The sequence below is a fragment of the Microcoleus sp. Pol10D4 genome, assembly GCF_036701555.1.
GTDB lineage: Bacteria > Cyanobacteriota > Cyanobacteriia > Cyanobacteriales > Microcoleaceae > Microcoleus.
In genome coordinates, this window is the sequence record NZ_JAUBRA010000094.1 from 1 (window position 1) to 18,581 (window position 18,581).

Here is an 18,581-nt window from a genome sequence, read left to right on the forward strand (position 1 = left end):
ACGAATAAACTACACTAAAATTTAGTCGGATTTAACTGTAGCATATTTTGCGTTAAAGTTAAGATGCGTTTACCCTGCTCCAAGATGTTGCTACTATTTCTAACTTTTTGTCACTTTTTATCACTGACAAAGATGAAGTTGACTCATTAGAATACTTAAATGTCAGCAAATGGCTGGCGTTCATATTTACAAATTACCGTAGCATAGGAGTTAACAAAAGTGAGTTTACCATACAACCTTGCCGAGACAATTCGGAATATTATGGCTACTTTGGCTTTGGCTCAAGGAATTTTATCCCCCTCACAGGTTTCTGATATTCCCAACTCGACAATAATAGCTCAATTTGAAGAGCAAATCGGAATAGCAGACCAGGCAGAAAGAGAGAGAGTAGAAATGGAACTAAAAAAAGTAAAATCAAGTCAATCGACTATGCTAGAGATAGCTAAAGAAACAGGCTATGGTAGCGGTAATTATGGCGGATAAAACAATTTTGATTTTTTTTACCAGTAGACATAACCATCAGGGGATTGAGTGGCAATTCCCCTGATTACCTAATCAAGGAAAGTATCAATGTGGATTTTAATTTTAATTGTGCTGGCTGTAGTTGTCTACTTCGTGGTGTCACAAGCATCAAGCAGCAATCAACCTAGTAAGGCATCAAGCCAGAATTACACTAATCAAGTAGATTATTCAAATCTTGAAGTATCACTTGACACTAGCGCGTCCAATAGCTATGGCTGCGATTACAGACGCCTTCGTGACCTACTAGCAGAGGGAAAATGGAGAGAAGCTGACGAAGAAACCAACAATATGATACTTCGCGTAACAAATTACAACAGCGTAGAGGACTTTGCCACTCCAATAACTGCTAAACACACCCCCTGTGAAGACATTTGTACTATAGATAGACTTTGGCTTAAATATAGCAATGGTCGCTTTGGGTTGAGTGTACAAAGGCGAATTCTGTTAGGAATACGAGAGGATGCAATATTTATTCTGCTTCGTCTCCCCAGCGAAAGAAAAGGAAATTACTATGAAGAGATGAAGAAAGAAATGGAATTAGAAAGTAACTTTAATAACCTCATAGAATGGTACGCTCCTTACGATGACGGCAGTAGTGGTCTAAAAAGTTATAACGATATTACTTTTTCAATCCAGGCTCCATATGGACATCTGCCCACAGCGAATCCGGCAGGAGGATATCCTGGGTTAAGGGAAAATAAAATCAATAATCTTATTGTACTAAATTTATTAAAGCGTTTGTCAGATTGCGGTATTGCTCTGTAGTCAAAATCCTGGTCACATACACTTATTGACACACTTGTAGAAAACATGAGATTGAATTACGATCGCCCTTTCACTCCTAAGAGCGATCGCACCTCATCACCCTCACCTTTCTACAACCTTCTCCCATCGCCTGCTTTAAAGGTTTTTGAAGCCCGATCGCCCTTAACAAATAAGAAAAAGCGCGATCGCTCAATCGTCCCTTAAAGCCGACAGTGTTAAGGAGTGAAAATCCGACCAACTCCTATATAGGGCTTGCTGAATAATCGATCGCAAACTATGAACAGGAGCGATCGATATATTCAAACTCAACTAAAGATAAGTCTTTTCTGCATCGAGTCCACCCAACAATAATTGTAGATTATTTTCAATTTAAAAACAGGTGTTCTTTTTCCAAATAGACATAAAAACACACAAAAAACCCGGCGCCACCAGGTAGCAAGGTTCATAACTAAAAAAGTAATTGCAATAACTGTACCAGATGTATTATCGAGTTTAGCCATCACTCGATTCTGACCGAATCTTCGTTTACCTTGCCTGAACTTGCCCTCAATCGCATTGCAAATTCTCTCATCTTTCAACGCTTGCCTCTTTTTTGATTTACTCACATTTGCTGGCGGTCTTCCTAGGGGCGGCCCACTAATTCTAATTCCTCTTTCTTTGCACGCCCGCTCGGTTCTAAGAGTGTGCGATAAATCCGATCTGCATGAACTGACTCTGGATAATATCCCGTGAACCTATGATATGCTTCTAATTGGGCTTTTAAGTCCCCTGATTCGTTAAAGTTATCCCAGCTCATCCGGTCTAAAAATACATATCCTTCAAAAGAACTGGCTGATAGCTTGGCTCCAAATTCTACGCTTTTCCCAGCTTTTCCCCTGACTATGGGACGGATGTGGGGTTGGCTTAAACTTACTATTCTATCCTCAATACTTTGTTTATTATTGTCACATAACCATTGCTGTTGGCGAGCGACTTCTGTGAGGACTAGCAAGGTTTTATATTGCTTTTTATTCACACCTTCTAGGGTCGCACCTAAATCGATTAGCTGTTCAATATAATCCCGGTTTCTTGTGATATATTGGAGTTATTTTTTAATTTCCTGTTTTCTTTTGTTGCGTGTGATTTGTCTTTGTTTCGCTACTGCTAAGTAGTCTTTTCTTGCTAGATTACGGGAGGTTCTTGGTTTTTTATGGGTGTTGTCTTTGATTTGTTTATACAGGGTATCTATAATTTTTTCTGTATGAACTCTGGCTCCGTTTAATAGTCCTAAGTCGGTCGGATAACTAATATAACTTAATTTAATTAGTATGGCATTCGGCAAAATAACATATTGTCAATCGACTTTTTACATCTATTGAAGAGCTAGAGTATTTATTGCAGATCCTCTTAAATGAAGGACAATTAATAATTAAATGGGGGCGCAAAATCACAAACAAGGGTAATGCTTGTCTCACAGTTTAAATGTGCAACAGCTTAAACTCCAAGTATGAGTAAAAGCGTTTATCTCAAAAAAAAATAGGCTAGCTATATTTCACAGCGCCTATCCCAATCAAAATTTTAATGGCTCCCCGCAACGCCGTCTTACCTCAGCTTTTGACCTGGTATTTTACCAGGTGGGTACCGTTGGCTCGGACTTAAAGTTTCTGGGTACAAGCCCAGTTTACTGCTGTCCAAACATCTTGATTCCCGAGAGTTAAGAGTTATAGATCAAAAAAACATTATTGGCAGTCACCAACGTCGCAGTAGAACCTTTATTTAATATATACCAACTAACCCGATTTTGGCAAGCTTCGAGCAATTTAACTTGCATACCAGATAGATTCAACGGTTTGAGCCAGATCCTCAGCTGACGATCGCCCCTGAGCCACCAAGTCCCCGTCGAGCACAACTGTAACGTGACCGAGTTTGCGGCCGGGACGCGATACTTTCTTACCATACCAATGGACAAAAGCACCGCTAATTTGTGCCAGTTGTTTTCTTTTTGCTAAATAATCGGACTGGGCAGACTCGTAACCTAGCAAATTTACCATGACAGCGCCTGCACATTTTAAATCGGAATTCCCTAAAGGCAGTTGACAAACTGCGCGCAAATGCTGTTCAAATTGTGAAGTTTCGCAAGCATCGATCGTAAAATGTCCCGAATTGTGGGTGCGGGGTGCAATTTCATTGACTAACAGCTTATTGTCGGCGGTTAAAAATAATTCAATGCCGAATATGCCGACAGCTTGCAAACTGTTGAGGAGAGTGCGGGCGATCGCACAAGCTTCAGTTTTCACATCTAAGCTAATATCAGCGGGCGCAATCACGAGATGACAAACCTGATTTTGCTGCTGAGTTTCCACTATCGGATAAATCGCAATTTCCCCAGTTGCCGATCGAGCTGCAATCACAGCCAATTCGCGATCGAACGGCACAAACTCTTCCACTAGCAAAGACTGACCTTGGAGTGTAGCACGAATTGACTCAAAACTCCCCCGATCCTTAACAATAAAAGTACCTTGGCCGTCATAACCGTGGCGGCGAACTTTGACGACAAAGGGAAAGTCGATCGATCCAGCACCCGAGTCTCCTGCAATCTGCACGCTGTCAGAAACAGAAATTGCCGGAAAGTCGATCGCCACCGCCTTAAACAATTCCGGGGGCAAATCCGCACTGCAATCCCATTCCCAAAACCTCGGAGTTGGCAAACCCAAACTTTGTAAATAACAGCGTTGAACGTACTTATCCAACAAAGGAGAAAGCGACGACAAACTCGGCTGGAATAACACACCTTGCCGCTCTAGTGGCCGCAAACCATCCAAATCCACAAACTCATTTTCAAAAGTAATAACATCGCAGCCAGCCGCCAATTGAGCCGTAGCCAAAACATCATCAACAGCAGCCAAAACAGCACCAGCAGCAACAGAAACTGCCGGATCGGTATCATTAGGAGTTTGCACTACCAATTCAATATCTAGCGCCCTAGCAGCATCCCCCATCATCGAAGCTAGCTGGCCGCCGCCGACAACGCCCACCCGCTTAAATTTGGCAGATGAACTCGCAGCGGTTGGATTTGATTTCATGTGAGTAAAATTCCGCAAAGTCAACCTGCCTATCTTATCGCTATTTGGCCCTGGCTCAATTACAGTAATTGCAGAGTTGAAAGCCAAAAAATAGTTTTAATTGCAGGATTAAATCGAGGCAGAACCTAGAAAAATTGGGAGGCTAAAGTCTTTAATTATTGCACGCTCCCAGCCATTGAGAAACAGGCGTCGAACCCGACTCCTCCAGAAAAGTGCCACATCTAGCAATTCCCTAGCGCCAAGCATGGCATAATTGACAGCACTGCAAAAAGCAGATAGACAGATGCCAACACTGAAAATCAGACATTCAGGGAACAAAATTTATAGGTGAGGATACTGTGAAAGTTTTAGTTGTGGGAAACGGAGGTCGCGAACACGCGATCGCAAAAAAACTGCTAGAATCTACGCGGATTAAACAAGTATTCTGCGTACCGGGCAACGGCGGCACAGCTACCACCCCAGGCTGTCAAAATCTGTCGCTCAACATCGACGACTTCCAAGGCATCGAACGCTTTGTGATGGTCAACAACATCGGATTAGTCATCGTCGGCCCCGAATTGCCTCTATCGCTAGGCATCGCCGACTATTTCCACCAGCGAAAAATGATGATTTTCGGCCCCACAAAAGCCGGCGCCCAAATTGAATCCAGCAAATCCTGGGCGAAAGAATTGATGCTCGAAGCAGGCATCCCCACACCCAAAGCTGCCGTATTTACAGACGCAGAAGCAGCAAAAGCATACGTTCTGGAACAAGGAACCCCAATAGTCATCAAAGCAGACGGACTCGCATCAGGCAAAGGAGTCACCGTTGCCACCACCGTCAAAATGGCTCACAGCGCCATCAACACCATTTTCCGAGGCGAATTCGGCACAGACAACATCCGAGTCGTCGTCGAAGAATTCTTAACAGGTCAAGAAGTCTCGATTCTCGCCCTCACCGACGGCATCACAGTGGAACCGTTGCTGCCGGCCCAAGACCACAAAGCTATCGGCGAAGGCGACAAGGGAGCCAACACTGGCGGTATGGGAGCCTACGCCCCAGCGCCCATTGTCACCCCGGAACTCATGGAAAGGATTCAAGAAGAAATTCTCGAACCCACCCTCGCAGCACTGCAAAAACGCAAAATCGACTACCGGGGTGTACTCTACGCAGGTTTAATGATTACCCCCGACGGAGAACCAAAAGTCTTAGAATTCAACTGCCGTTTCGGAGACCCCGAAACTCAAGCGGTTTTGTCACTGCTGGAAACTCCTTTAGAAGATTTGGTGCTGGCCTGCTGTCAGCAGCGTCTCGGTGAATATTCTATTCGCTGGAAGTCGGGGGCCTCTGTTTGCGTAGTTTTGGCTTCTGGGGGCTATCCTGGAAGTTATCAAAAAGGCAAAGTTATTACAGGTATCGAGGAAGCTGAAGCCAAAGGAGCAGAAGTGTTTCACGCCGGCACCCAGTTGAAGCACCAGCAGTTGGTGAGCGACGGCGGCCGGGTCTTGGGCGTCACCGCAGCGGGAGAAACTTTGGAACAAGCTATCTCCACAGCTTATGCAGCAGTTGATTGCATCCAATTTGAAGGCGTCTACTGCCGCCGGGACATCGGTCGCCGAGCACTGGGCGGTAAAAATTAGGAATTGCGACATCGGCCGCCATCCGAAAGCCAAGCAATGTCAATGTAGAAATGTAACAATGAAGTTTGGTATCTCTGCGGTGGCGGTAGCGGACAAGTCGCAGCAGAAAATTTAATCGGGAGCCAACTGAATTGATCTTGCTTTTAATATTGAACGGGTGAACTGGTGAAATGCTGGCCATACTAAACAAAATCGGAGAAATTATTGCCCGCTGGTGGTCGGATTTTACCCTCCAGACCCGCCTGATGGCTGCTGCTACCCTCGTAGTTTCGTTAATTATGAGTGGCCTGACATTCTGGGCCGTGAATACTATCCAGCAAGACGCCCGACTTAACGATACTCGTTACGGCCGCGACCTGGGCCTGCTGTTGGCGGCAAATGTGGCGCCGCTGATTGCCAAAAACGATCGCTCCGAAGTCGCCCGCTTTTCTCGCCAATTTTACAGCAGCACCTCCAGCGTCCGCTATATGCTTTATGCAGACGAAGCTGGGGATATTTTCCTGGGGATACCCTTTTCGGAATCAGAGGTACAAACTTCTCTGACGCTGCGCCGCCAGATCAAACTTCCCGATAATTTTCTCGCCGATATTGAGGCGAGAAATTTAACTTCTTTGCCTTTGGTACGGCAGCATTTGACGCCAGATGGAGAAGTTACCGATGTATTTGTGCCGTTAATTCATGAAGACAAATATTTGGGAGTTTTGGCGATCGGCATTAACCCAAATCCCGCAGCAGTTATCTCTTCAAATCTGACTAGGGATGTCACTTTAGCAGTATTTGTCACTATTTGGGTAATGGTAATTTTGGGCGCTGTATTTAATGCCCTGACAATTACTCAGCCGATCAAACAATTAGTCTTCGGGGTCAAAAACATTGCCAGCGGGAATTTTAAGCAGCGAGTTGATCTGCCTTTGGGGGGAGAATTGGGCGAGTTGATTGGCAGTTTTAATGAAATGGCACAGAAACTCGAAAGTTATGAAGAACAAAATATTGAAGAGCTGACAGCGGAAAAAGCTAAGTTAGAAACTTTGGTATCAACGATTGCTGATGGCGCGCTTTTATTAGACGCAAATTTGCAGGTGATTTTAGTTAATCCGACTGGGATGCGGATTTTTGGATGGGAAGGTAAAAATGCGCTCGGAGTAAATGTTCTGAACATTTTGCCTTCGGAAGTGCAGCAGGAGTTGGCGAGACCTTTGCAGGAAATAGCTGCGGGCGATCGCGACGGTGGCGAATTTCGCATCTCGCTGAGCGAACCAGTTAACCGTACAATTCGGATTGTTTTAACTACAGTCATTCTGCACAAAGCGCCCGGTGCCGAACCGCTGTGCAGAAGCTGCATCCGCCATGAGGAAGATACCTGTACCGAACCACAACGCCCGGTAGCTGTAGAGTGTACTTTCTACGAGCAAACCTCCAAGCATCAAGGTTCGGGAAATTACCGAGAAAGTCTCAAAGGCATTGCAATGACAGTGCAGGACATTACTCGCGAAGTAGAACTTAATGAGGCTAAAAGCAATTTTATCAGCAATGTTTCTCACGAATTGAGAACACCTTTATTTAATATCAAATCTTTTATCGAGACTCTGCACGAGTACGGAGAAGACCTTCTAGAAAGCGAGCGCCGGGAATTCCTAGAAATTGCGAATCGAGAAACCGATCGACTAACTCGTTTAGTTAACGACGTGTTAGACTTGTCGCGACTGGAATCCTGCCGAGTTTATCACTTGGAGGCTGTTGACCTCCCGCAAGCTGTGGAACAAACCCTGCGGACTTATCAGTTAAATGCTAAGGATAAAGGCATTGAATTAGAGCAAGAAGTTGACCCGTATTTGCCGCCTGCTTTAGGTCATTACGATTTGCTGCTGCAAGTATTTGCAAATTTAGTAGGAAATGCCTTAAAATTTACGCAGTCCGGCGGCAAGGTGGCAATTCGAGCGTATTTGCTACAGCCGGAGGCACCCACCCACAAAGACGGTCAATCCGTCAACCACAACTTGTCACCGGATGGCAAACATTTTCCGGTAGTGCGGATCGAAATTTCTGATACTGGAATTGGCATAGATCCCGAAGATCAACAAGCAATCTTCGATCGCTTTTTCCGGGTAGAAAACAGAGTACACACTTTAGAAGGAACTGGATTAGGTCTTTCTATTGTCAGAAACATTATTGACAAGCACCACACTAAAATTAATTTAGTTAGCGAAGTTAATGTGGGTACAACTTTCTGGTTCGACTTGGCAGTTTATCAGCCGAAACAAACAGTAGAGATGGAAAATTCTTGGCCAGTGGAAGCAACGGTGGAGAGTGAAACAATTGCGAGTCATCTTAAGTAATACTAATTTAATATGAAGCTGCATAGAATAGGGCTTCAAGAATAAACTTGTAAGATGACAACGAACTAATTTGCTCAAGAGTGATTTTTTCAAGAACTTGTTTCAATCGCTCTCGTAATTGCTCAAGTGTTGTAAAAACCTCTCCAACAAGTTCCTTTTTGATATATTCCCAGACCCTTTCAATTGGATTAAGTTCTGGACTATGTGAAGGTTGACAGACAGGAATTAAATTTTCTGGCCATGAGAGTTCATTAGTGGTATGAGCACCCGCTCTATCCATGTGAATGATGGCTATATCTTCACCCAATTAAGCGAGAAAGAGCGTCAATAAATTTATGAAAATCTTCTCCGTTAAGCGAGCGCGTATTCTTGGCAAAAATGCCAGCCACTCAATGGTTGGACTACCCCATACGACCAAAAATTTTCACGTTTCCATAGTAGGGGAGCAACTGGTTTTACACCCCTGGCTGTAATTAATTTTCCTGTCAATGTTTTTAATCCCAACCGGGTTTCATCTTGACACAAATATCGTAGCCTTTTGCCCTTGCCAAAATATTTTTGAAACGTCAATACTGCGGGAATGATGTTTTTTAAAAAAGCTCCACTGCTTGTAAGTCCTGTAAAGCACTTTGCGGACGTGGCACTTTCAGTTTTGCGATGTGACGATAATGTACCCAGGCATAGACTGTTGCATAAGTCAGTTCTAAATTATACTCTGTTTTTAACCATTCCACAATTTCCCCGTAGCTTTTGAAAGGCGCTCCTGTTGCCAAGCGTTCTTTAAGTCCTGAAGCGTGCCTCAACAGTCAAGTGTGGTACTTGTCCGGGGGCTTTTTTTACCAACAATAATTCTGATATTCCACAAGTCGCTACTTTTGTAACCACCGGCTTATCGTAGATTTGTCTCTACCCAAACGATGCGCTAATTCTTGCTGCTCCTGTACTTGCCCTGTTTTTAACCACCATAATACTTGTATTCGTTATTTCTGACTCGCTGTACGAGTATTTTTTAGTTGTTTTTCTAAAAATTCTGCACTTTCTTCATCTTCAATTGTGATTTTTAAACTACGAGCCATAAAACGCACCATAAACGCAATCTCTCTCTTATATGCAACTTCACATAAAATTGGTATAAGCCCCCTTAATTAAATGTAAAATGCGATCGGTTTTAAACCCCCAACTTCTTTAAGAAGTCCGGTATATGGCTATTCTGTTTAAAAATTTTCCTAATAGGCCTGACCAAAGGCTGACATCATCAGTGTGGATTATCCTTAGCTGTGCTATCTAAGCTCAATTTTACCGATAAAACTACATACCAACACCAATAAGTACCAACGCCAAATAATCCCCCCTCTGTCAAATTAGTCATTAGCATAAATGTTAACAAATACAAAGGCAAACCTGACTCTGGAAAATTTCCTTTAACTAGGTAGTTTATACCTCTAAATATATTATTTAAAAATGACCCAATAAACAACAATAATCCGGCCCAACCCAGTTCGCAAAGTATATCAAGAAAACCATTGTGAGAGTGGGGTGGCACAAAACCAGTTTTAGCTACTACAATTCCGTAAGCGGGATTTTCCGAGCCACGCCAAAACTGCCAAAATCCTTTCATTCCATAACCAAATATGGGATGATTTTGATTAATTCGATCAATAATTAAAGGCCAAAAATCGGTTCTACCTGTTAAAGTCATATCTTTTTTCAAACCATCCACAATAATAGCCTCTAAATTATTTAGCACCAAAATACTTATACCTATACTACCCACCAAAAATAAGATAAAGCAGAGAAAAGCCCATTTTACAGGTAATTTTTTTAAGAGGGCTAAATAACTCCACAAACTGATTAATACCACTGTCAAAATCCGACTAGCACCACTACAACCTTTTTGCAATCCTACTAAAGATATTAAAATGATAAATAATGATAAATATCGATACTTACGCTCCTTAAAAGCATATAAAATCCATAAAGAAGCTGTATTAGCCATTTGAAAAGAAAAAGGGTTTTTATGACCGAAAACTCCAGTCCAACAACCATCCGGTGCTGCATTTGTTTTTACAACTCCCCATAAAGCTAATAAACCACTTAGCCATCTCAATAATCCATAAATTTCTAACCAACTATACACTTTCCCTACATAAATAGAAACCAGTGTTATTCCCCACATAGCAAAAATAGCCCGGAAAGTAATTTCAGGAGTTTGTGACCACAAGCCCGATAAAGTCATGATCAATAAAAATAAGCCTAAAAAAATGTCCCCTGCTATCCATTTAATGCATATAGAAACTGCTTTTTGGGTGGTTTTAGTTAAACGGGGAAATAGCATTAATATCATTGCCCCATAAATTGCAATTTGAGCAATCATAGTTAGGGGTGTAGTTTCTAAGTTGTAGAAAACGTTAGGATGGAGCTTGGTAAAAGGCATTGCCGTGAGCCCCGAACCACCAGTGATGGTAAAAAAAAGTATGCCCACAAAAATCTTTTCTAATGTGGCACTCAATTTCGGATGGCGTGCGGCTAAAATATAAATAGTCACAAACACGATAAGCGTTAAACACAATAGCATCAACGCAAACATCGGCACCCTTAAAATATCTTTCATGGCTTTACCTCTATCATAAATTTGTTACTACCTATGAAATGGCTTACTCTCCATGCTTTACAACTGCCACTGCTGGCGCTGGTACTCACTCTCTCCTACCCTCAAACCAACCTCGCTCAGTCGCCAGCCCCCGCAACAAGTATTAATACTGATTACTATCTAGGTGGTGGAGACAATATTAGAATTGATATATACGATCTGCCTCAGCTTAGTGGGGAGTATCAACTTCCCGCTGGGGGAGCTATTCAAATCCCCATTATTGGTAGTGTTTCCCTTCAAGGATTAACTTTAGAACAGGCAGCCCAAGTTATCACTAGAGCGTATGGTAAGGTCGTAAAAAGACCTTTAGTTACAATCAGCTTACAAGCTGCCCGCCCGCTTAATATTTGGTTATCGGGTGAAATAAGTCGTCCGGGCTCTTACTTATTACCCCTAGCTAATGGAGGTGGAACTAGACCATCGATTCAGTTTCCGACGCTTCCTCAAGCTTTAGAAAAAGCTGGGGGTATTCGAGCTAGCGCTGATATTCGACGAGTAATTGTGCGGCGTCGGCTCACGGCTAACAAAGAAATAACTATCACTTATAATCTGTGGGATTATTTACAAACTGGTCAGACCAGCCAAGATATCACATTGCGAGATGGAGATCAAATCTTGGTTCCCCCTCAAGAAACAATTAATTTAGCAGAAACAAATCAACTTAGTGAATCTAATTTTTCTATACCCGCAGAGCAACCCCGTACTGTCTCAGTATTCGGAGAGGTGAAGCGTCCCGGTAGATATGTAGCCATTGGTGGTGATACCCGAAATGGTGAAAGAACCAGCGGACAACCGACCATCATTCGAGCTCTACAACTAGCTGGTGGCATCACATCAATCGCTGATATTAGGCAAATCCAACTCCAACGTTATACGAGAAGTGGCAAACAACAAATTAGAACTATTAACCTCTGGCAATATTTGCAAGAACAAGATACCTCTCAAGATACTATACTACAAGAAGGGGATATCATCTTTGTCCCGACAGCGACGGCGATCGACCCTGGAGAAGTTTCTGTTCTAGCTACTGCTAGCTTTGCTCCGGCGACTTTGCAAGTGAGTGTTATCGGAGAAGTCAATGCTCCGGGTGGACTCAAATTACCTCCTAATACTACCTTAAATCAAGCAATTATGAGTGCGGGGGGTTTCAGACAAAATCGCGCTAACTCTAGATATGTGGAACTGATCAGGCTGAATCCTAATGGCACTATATCCCGATCGGAAGTAGCAATTAATTTGAATCAAGGAATCGACGCTCAAAGCAACCCACTGATACAAGATAATGACATAATTATAGTGGCACGTTCGAGGACTGCTATATTCGTAGACAACATTAACACTGTTCTCTCACCAGTTAATAGTGTTATTGGAGGAATTCTCGTTCCCACCCGACTCATAGAGCTACTTAGACTATTCGGCAATTAGGAATTAAATAACGAAATTAGGAATTAAATAACATTTTCGCTATGGACAAAAAACAGTTATCTTCCCTCAAGAATGACCTTAATGGTCAATATTTGTCTGTTCCCTCCGCTAATTACCTAGCTAGTACCCCAGCAGAGGATGACCAAGTTCTTGATATGAATTGGGTATTAGCTGTCGTCAAACGTCGCCTTCTGGTGATGGGCATAGTAGCTGCCAGCATAGCTACTTTAAGCGGTAGTTTCGTGCTCAAGGCTTCCAAAAAATCTATTACCGAGTATGAAGGAAAATTTACAGTTTTAGCAGAACCAATTACGGCTGACGATCGGCTATCAAAGCTCTTAGTCCAAGCTCAAAATAATAGTTTAGGTATCACAGACTTGAACAAAATTAAAACATCAGCGGAAGACGGTTCCTCGGTGGATTATCAAAGTTTAACGCGGGTTTTAAAAAGCCCAGAAGTGTTATTCCCATTACTTAATAGGTTGAAAACTAAATATCCTAACTTTGACTATAAAAATCTCAGCAACCGCTTGACTATCCAACGTGTTACTTTCTTGCGAGATGGGAAGCAGGGTGGTACTAAACTCCTAGATATTAGCTACCGCGATCGAGACCCCAAGCGCATCCAATATGTGCTGGATGAAACTGCCAAATATTACATAGAATATATGGGCAAAGAGCGTTTAAAAGTTAGCAAACAAAGTATTGATTTTATTGATAAAAAAATACCCCCACTCCAGCAGAAAGTAGATAACTTGCAACAAGAATTACAAACGTTAAGAGTTCAGTATAACTTTAATCAACCAGAACTACGCAGCCGCAGCCTATCAGATCAGCTAGATAATTTAACTAATCGTCGCTTAGAAGTGCAAGCACAACTGGCAGAAAGTAGGCTTCAATATGAAAGCTACAAGAAAAGAGCCTTAACGGGTGATAATCGTTGGATTGTTGAGATTAGCCCCAAATCTTATGAAAATTTAATTAGCAAAGTAAATGAAATTGAGTCGCAATTAGCTTTAACCTCTACTCAATTTTATGAAAATAGCCTTCCCATTCAATCTTTGCGGGAAAAGCAGCAAAGTTTGCGCGCTTTAATGAAAACAGAAGCTGATACTGTCATCTTGCAGATGCAATCACAACTAAAACAGTTGGAAGCTCGCGAGCGAGTGATAACTAATAGTCAAAACTTACTACAAGCAAAAAGCACTCAAATGCCCCAAGCTCAACGTCGCTATGATGACCTACAATTAAAACTAGAACTAGCTAAAGATACTCTCAAACTCTTCCTCGAAAAACAAAAAGCTTTACAACTAGATGCTGGTCAAATTGATGGCTCTTGGGAAATTATATCTAAACCACAGTTAATCACAAACGAAAATGGTGATCTCAACCCAGTAACAGAAAAACCAACCCGTCGCCACCTAGCCATTGCGATCGTTATTAGCACTTTACTAGGCATTGCTATAGGTTTCCTAGTAGAAGTTTTAAATACTGTTTTCCATACTCCAGAAGAAATTAAATCAGCAACTAAACGCCCTCTTTTGGGGGTCATTCCGATCGCCAAAGCGATGAAAATTAAATCTCGTCGAGGTGAACGTGTTCCACCTAAATTCACTAGCGTAAGTTCAAATACTAACAGTGCAAGCTTAAAACGAATAATAGTTTCAAATTACAAAGATTTTCCGGTAATCGAGGCATTTCACTACTTATACACAAATATTCAATTATTAAATGCTGACCACCCAATAAGTTCTTTAACCATCACTTCGACTATTAAAGGTGAGGGTAAGTCCACTGTAGCACTTTATTTAGCTAAAACTGCTTCTGCTGTTGGTAAACGAGTATTATTAGTGGATGCTAATATGCGTTTGCCTCAACTGCACACATACCTTGGCTTATCAAATATCAAAGGTTTAAGTAATGTTTTAAGCTCTGATTTAAGCTTAAATGAGGCTATTCAGCGATTACCCGACGATGAAAATCTTTTTGTCCTCACAGCAGGTACTATTCCCTCTGATCCAATTACATTACTTTCTTCTAAAAAGATGCACTATGTTATGGAACAATTCCTAGCATTATTTGATTTAGTCATTTACGATACGCCACCTTTGATTGGTTTAGCAGACGGTCATTTACTAGCTTCTCAAACTGATGGTACAGTGCTGATAGTTAAAATAGAAAAAACCGATCGCGGGATGGTAAATAAAGCTTTAGATCAACTAAATGTAGCCGATTTTAAAGTATTGGGAGTAGTAGCTAATGGGGTTAAATAACGAATGCTAAAAGGGAGTTAGATAGGGAAAGGAAGAAGTAAGACAATTTTAGATTTTTGATTGGCGAGAGGTATTAACTTACTAGATATGCTGTTGTGCATCTAAATCGTGTTTTTTGTGCGGGCTTTATGGCCCAACCCCTACTCCCCACAAGAACTTTATCAAATTTTAGTTCACAGTTTAAATGTGCAACAGCTTAGGGGTTTGGAGTTAGCCTATAGTGGGATTCTTTTTGGAAACTGGTATAAGAAGTCGATGTAAAATCCAAAATAAGTAAATCAACCTAATTAAACGTACAACGATCGCACTTTTACCACCCCCACTTCTTTAAGAAGTCGGGGTGGTAATTAGATCAAGACTTAAGAAAGAGTCTTTCGAGCACGTTCCGATCGCTCTTCTGCGGTATCCATAACATCCGCCATTTTATCCACCATTTCCCCTGGGTAATTTTCTAGTACCCGCGTAGAAAGTGAAATTCGGCCACGACTTTCATCGAGGTCAAGCACGATCGCTTTTAGGGGTTGACCGGGAGCAAACACCTTGCCAAGGTTATCAATATATTTTTGGCTGACTTGCTTGATGTGCAGCAAACCGCTAACTCCTTCCAAGTCCACAAACACGCCAAAAGGCTTGATGCTGCTGACTTTTCCTTCCACCAACTGACCAATTTGCAAATCCTTGAAGGCATTGGATTGAGTAGCCATCCGCTGGGAAAGTACGAGTTTTTCCCGTTCGCGATCGACCTCCAAAAAATTAACGCTCAAAGATTGACCAATCAGCGATTCTAGGTTATCGCGATCGACTAAGTGCGATCGGGGAATAAAACCCCGCATTCCCTGAACATCTACAGTCACGCCGCCCTTATTCGCCCCAGAAACCCGCACCTGAAGAACTTTACCGGTTTCTTGCAATTCAATTAAATCTTCCCAAGCTTGCTGAATTTGTAACTGCCGCAGAGACAAAGTAACTTGGCCATCTGCATCTTGTTCGCGGATAATCAAAAAGTCCCGTTCCTCGTCCAGCGGAACCACTTCCGACAAATCCGTTACTGTTCTCAAAGCAGCCTCTTCGATCGGCAAAAAAGCCGAAGACTTGCCGCCGATATCAACATACGCGCCGTTTGAGTCGTACTCGAACACTTTGCCGCGCACTACTTGTCCCTTCTGGAACTCATAATTGTGCTGTTCGAGGGCTTTAGCAAAATCATCCATTGAAAAGGATGGTTTTGCGCTTTGAGAACCTGTAGATTTGGAATTCATGTCAGTTTAGTTGTCAGTTGTCAGTAATTTAGTTGGCAGTCGTCAGTAGAAAAAATTTTCCCACTCTCCCCATCTCCCTATCTCCCTATCTCCCCATCTCCCACTCTCTAAGCTGGTTGAAGTTGCTGATGAAATAGCTGCTTCACCTGCACCCACGAGTCGGTTGCTGCCGTAGCGTCGTAACTGCCGCGGTGGTCGCAGAAGAAGCCGTGATCGGCATTGTAGCGGAAAATTTGGTGAGAAATACTGTGTTTTTCCAATTCTGCGGCGATTTGGTCAACTTGTTCTAAGGGAATGCTGGGGTCTTGAGTGCCAAAAAAGGCGTAGAGAGTGCCTTTAATGTCTGCTGTGCGGGCGATCGTGGGGGTGCCGCCGCCGGGGGTTTGGGTGGCAATACCGGCGCCGTAGAACGACGCTGTAGCCTTGATTTCGGGCAAAGTAGCGGCGAGGTAGGCGACGTGCCCTCCAAAGCAGAAACCAATGCAGCCAAAACCTTCTGGTTTGACAGAGGGTAGAGTTTTGAGGTAATCGATGGTGGCTTGGATATCGCCGAGAAGTTCGGAAGCGGTGGTTTTTTCTTTGTATTCTCTGCCGATTTGGATAGCTTCGGGTGTGTAGCCGGTTTCAAAGCCGGGGGCTTGACGCTGGTAAATGGCTGGGGCGATCGCCACATATCCTTCTTTTGCTATTCTTTCAGTAACTTCGCGGATATGCGAGTTGACGCCAAAGATTTCTTGAATCACGATAACTGCGGGAAATTGCCCTGGGGAGGCTGGCTGGGCTAGGTATGCAGCTATTTGCAACTCCCCGTTAGGAACTGTGATGTTTTTGGTGCTAATTTCGGCTTTTGTCATAGGTTGTTTTAAGGTAAATGCCACTCTACTGATTTTAAGTTAATTTGGGGATTTTGTAGGCAATTTGCCAATAACATTTTTCGGAATCGCGAAGCGTAAATACCGCAAATATGGCAGGTAAAAATTCGCTTATTGTTGAAGGTTTAGGTTTCGCTGAATAAGTTGGAAGCAATCACTTATAGCAATAAATTGGGGATTCAGTTTCGGTAGAATATAAGTTTTGGTCTGTGATTTTCTAAAGCATAGATTTTGATAAGTCTACGACTTGGCAGCTTTAATCCGGCTTTTTCGTGAGATTTTAGAGATAAGTGTCTAAGTCGTTAGCTGTTGAATATGCGCTAATTTTTTTTGATATATCGGAGTTATTTTTGAATCGTTTTGCTTTCTGGTTGGCGGAATCGTTTGAGGAGATTGATTCCGGCTAGGACTCAAGTCTAAGTTACGATCGCCACGCCGAAAAAAGTCATGCAACCAGTTGAGGAGATTGATTCCGGCTAGGACTCAAGTCTAAGTTACGATCGCCACGCCGAAGAAAGTCATGCCACCTGTTGAGGAGATGGATGCAGGCTCGGACTAAAGTCTAAGTTACGATCGCCACGCCGAAAAAAGTCATCCAACCCAAGGAAGAGAGTATTTGGTTTTTTCCGCTGTGCGCTTGCTCTCAGGTTAAGATCGAACGTATTGGTGGGGTAGAGTCCGTTGAGCGCACAATATTTTTGTTTAGTTTGCGTCAATGGGTAGGTGTTAAAATCGGAGTATCAAATTTTTCGGCTCAAACTCGTGTGCAGCAAGAGTTTGATGCCTCTAGTGTGAAAAAAAGATAGACGCAAAGGCTGAAAGCTTTACAGGGCAAGGTTTTGGAGTGAGTATGGAAACTTGGGTATTGACAAGCCGAAAGCTGGAATGGTACTTTTCTTTTAGGTGGACGCAACTGTACTTTGAAAACTAAATACACCCTGGCTTCTGGAACGCGCGGCCGGAAAAAACCTAAAACCCTATCAGGGATTGAAACGACCCCGAAGCTCGTCTACCACGCATTCAAGCAGTGCGGGCCGGAAAAAACCTAAAACCCTATCAGGGATTGAAACATAGATCAGATTTAGCTCGCGCTCGCGGTCGGACGCCGGAAAAAACCTAAAACCCTATCAGGGATTGAAACAGAGCTAACAGTAAACGGCATCGCCGCCCATACGGCCGGAAAAAACCTAAAACCCTATCAGGGATTGAAACTTGTGGATGTTCCAGAGGCGCAATTTAACGCGCTTTTGCCGGAAAAAACCTAAAACCCTATCAGGGATTGAAACTTAGGTGGGAATAACCCCCCCCCACTTACACCCGGCCGGAAAAAACCTAAAACCCTATCAGGGATTGAAACCGGGCCATTTGGCTTGCTCGACTGAAGCTGCTATGCCGGAAAAAACCTAAAACCCTATCAGGGATTGAAACCCGGTTGGTAAACGTGAAGAAGGCAAGCGTGAATGCCGGAAAAAACCTAAAACCCTATCAGGGATTGAAACTGCTTCCTCTATCTTTTCCTCAATCAAGGTAATAGCCGGAAAAAACCTAAAACCCTATCAGGGATTGAAACGAAAGTGCCAACACTGTAGGGATTTACTGTCGAAACGAGCCGGAAAAAACCTAAAACCCTATCAGGGATTGAAACAGACGAGTATGGCGAGTTAGTCGAGCAAGGCAATGGCCGGAAAAAACCTAAAACCCTATCAGGGATTGAAACCTTCTAAGTAGCTAGACAAAATTAATTACATAGTTTTCTCCAAATTCTTTCAGGATTTTTTCCACAGAGGTAACAAAAGTA

General features: G+C 42.8%; 14 protein-coding genes, 1 other RNA gene, 2 pseudogenes and 1 CRISPR repeat array. Of the genes and pseudogenes, 8 read left to right on the forward strand and 9 right to left on the reverse strand.

Features of this window, described 5'->3' with window-relative positions; translation table 11 throughout:
• Positions 1-219 precede the first annotated feature (219 nt).
• From QUA36_RS28570 to QUA36_RS28580, 3 genes are all read left to right on the forward strand, one after another.
• Positions 220-483 carry a hypothetical protein gene (locus QUA36_RS28570; protein ID WP_333459856.1) on the forward strand — a complete coding sequence of 88 codons (264 nt, stop codon included), beginning with the start codon at positions 220-222 and terminating at the stop codon, positions 481-483.
• An 87-nt stretch (positions 484-570) separates the two neighbouring features.
• Complete coding sequence (locus QUA36_RS28575; RefSeq protein WP_333459857.1) at positions 571-1,287, forward strand: GUN4 domain-containing protein; 717 nt, start codon at positions 571-573, stop codon at positions 1,285-1,287.
• Positions 1,288-1,332: 45 nt separating this feature from the next.
• Positions 1,333-1,491 carry a hypothetical protein gene (locus QUA36_RS28580; protein WP_333459858.1) on the forward strand — a complete coding sequence of 53 codons (159 nt, stop codon included), beginning with the start codon at positions 1,333-1,335 and terminating at the stop codon, positions 1,489-1,491.
• A gap of 101 nt (positions 1,492-1,592) precedes the next feature.
• On the opposite strand, the pseudogene QUA36_RS28585 reads toward QUA36_RS28580, so the two are convergent.
• Positions 1,593-2,575: pseudogene (locus QUA36_RS28585) on the reverse strand (transposase); the annotation flags it as partial.
• Between the two features lie 14 nt (positions 2,576-2,589).
• Between QUA36_RS28585 and QUA36_RS28590 the strand changes: the two are divergent.
• Positions 2,590-2,748 (forward strand): annotated as a pseudogene (locus QUA36_RS28590) (IS630 family transposase); the annotation flags it as partial.
• 100 nt (positions 2,749-2,848) lie between these two features.
• Here QUA36_RS28590 and ssrS read toward each other — a convergent pair.
• Together ssrS and QUA36_RS28600 are read right to left on the reverse strand one after the other, a co-directional pair.
• Positions 2,849-3,036: non-coding RNA, 6S RNA (gene ssrS, locus QUA36_RS28595), on the reverse strand.
• Positions 3,037-3,086: 50 nt separating this feature from the next.
• Positions 3,087-4,349, reverse strand: coding sequence for a 5-(carboxyamino)imidazole ribonucleotide synthase (locus tag QUA36_RS28600; RefSeq protein ID WP_333459859.1), 1,263 nt, complete (start codon positions 4,347-4,349; stop codon positions 3,087-3,089).
• 338 nt (positions 4,350-4,687) lie between these two features.
• Between QUA36_RS28600 and purD the strand changes: the two genes are divergently transcribed.
• Entirely contained in the window at positions 4,688-5,968 is a 1,281-nt protein-coding gene (gene purD / locus QUA36_RS28605; RefSeq protein WP_333164958.1) for a phosphoribosylamine--glycine ligase, read from the forward strand.
• 170 nt (positions 5,969-6,138) lie between these two features.
• On the forward strand, positions 6,139-8,304 hold the full coding sequence (locus QUA36_RS28610; RefSeq protein WP_333459860.1) for an ATP-binding protein: 2,166 nt from the start codon (positions 6,139-6,141) through the stop codon (positions 8,302-8,304).
• 7 nt (positions 8,305-8,311) lie between these two features.
• Here the strand turns inward: QUA36_RS28610 and QUA36_RS28615 are convergent, their stop codons facing one another.
• The 4 genes from QUA36_RS28615 to QUA36_RS28625 all read right to left on the reverse strand — a co-directional run bounded on the left by QUA36_RS28615 (position 8,312) and on the right by QUA36_RS28625 (position 10,915).
• Positions 8,312-8,611, reverse strand: coding sequence for a transposase (locus QUA36_RS28615; RefSeq protein WP_333459861.1), 300 nt, complete (start codon positions 8,609-8,611; stop codon positions 8,312-8,314).
• Between the two features lie 283 nt (positions 8,612-8,894).
• Complete coding sequence (locus tag QUA36_RS28620; protein ID WP_333459862.1) at positions 8,895-9,107, reverse strand: hypothetical protein; 213 nt, start codon at positions 9,105-9,107, stop codon at positions 8,895-8,897.
• A gap of 66 nt (positions 9,108-9,173) precedes the next feature.
• A complete protein-coding gene (locus QUA36_RS31475) occupies positions 9,174-9,281 on the reverse strand; it encodes a MarR family transcriptional regulator (RefSeq protein WP_445301466.1) in 108 nt (35 codons plus the stop codon).
• A 278-nt stretch (positions 9,282-9,559) separates the two neighbouring features.
• Entirely contained in the window at positions 9,560-10,915 is a 1,356-nt protein-coding gene (locus QUA36_RS28625; protein ID WP_333459863.1) for an O-antigen ligase family protein, read from the reverse strand.
• Between the two features lie 33 nt (positions 10,916-10,948).
• On the opposite strand from QUA36_RS28625, the gene QUA36_RS28630 reads away from it, so the two are divergent.
• Both QUA36_RS28630 and QUA36_RS28635 read left to right on the forward strand, forming a co-directional pair.
• On the forward strand, positions 10,949-12,379 hold the full coding sequence (locus tag QUA36_RS28630; protein WP_333459864.1) for an SLBB domain-containing protein: 1,431 nt from the start codon (positions 10,949-10,951) through the stop codon (positions 12,377-12,379).
• 41 nt (positions 12,380-12,420) lie between these two features.
• Positions 12,421-14,652 (forward strand): polysaccharide biosynthesis tyrosine autokinase, encoded by a 2,232-nt coding sequence (locus QUA36_RS28635; RefSeq protein WP_333459865.1) that lies wholly within the window; start codon positions 12,421-12,423, stop codon positions 14,650-14,652.
• A gap of 359 nt (positions 14,653-15,011) precedes the next feature.
• On the opposite strand, the gene QUA36_RS28640 is transcribed toward QUA36_RS28635, so the two are convergent.
• Together QUA36_RS28640 and QUA36_RS28645 are read right to left on the reverse strand one after the other, a co-directional pair.
• Positions 15,012-15,911, reverse strand: coding sequence for a S1 RNA-binding domain-containing protein (locus QUA36_RS28640; RefSeq protein ID WP_333164962.1), 900 nt, complete (start codon positions 15,909-15,911; stop codon positions 15,012-15,014).
• Positions 15,912-16,018: 107 nt separating this feature from the next.
• Complete coding sequence (locus QUA36_RS28645; RefSeq protein WP_333459866.1) at positions 16,019-16,765, reverse strand: dienelactone hydrolase family protein; 747 nt, start codon at positions 16,763-16,765, stop codon at positions 16,019-16,021.
• 975 nt (positions 16,766-17,740) lie between these two features.
• Positions 17,741-18,500: direct repeats of the CRISPR family, unit length 37 nt; unit sequence GCCGGAAAAAACCTAAAACCCTATCAGGGATTGAAAC.
• Positions 18,501-18,581 lie beyond the last annotated feature (81 nt).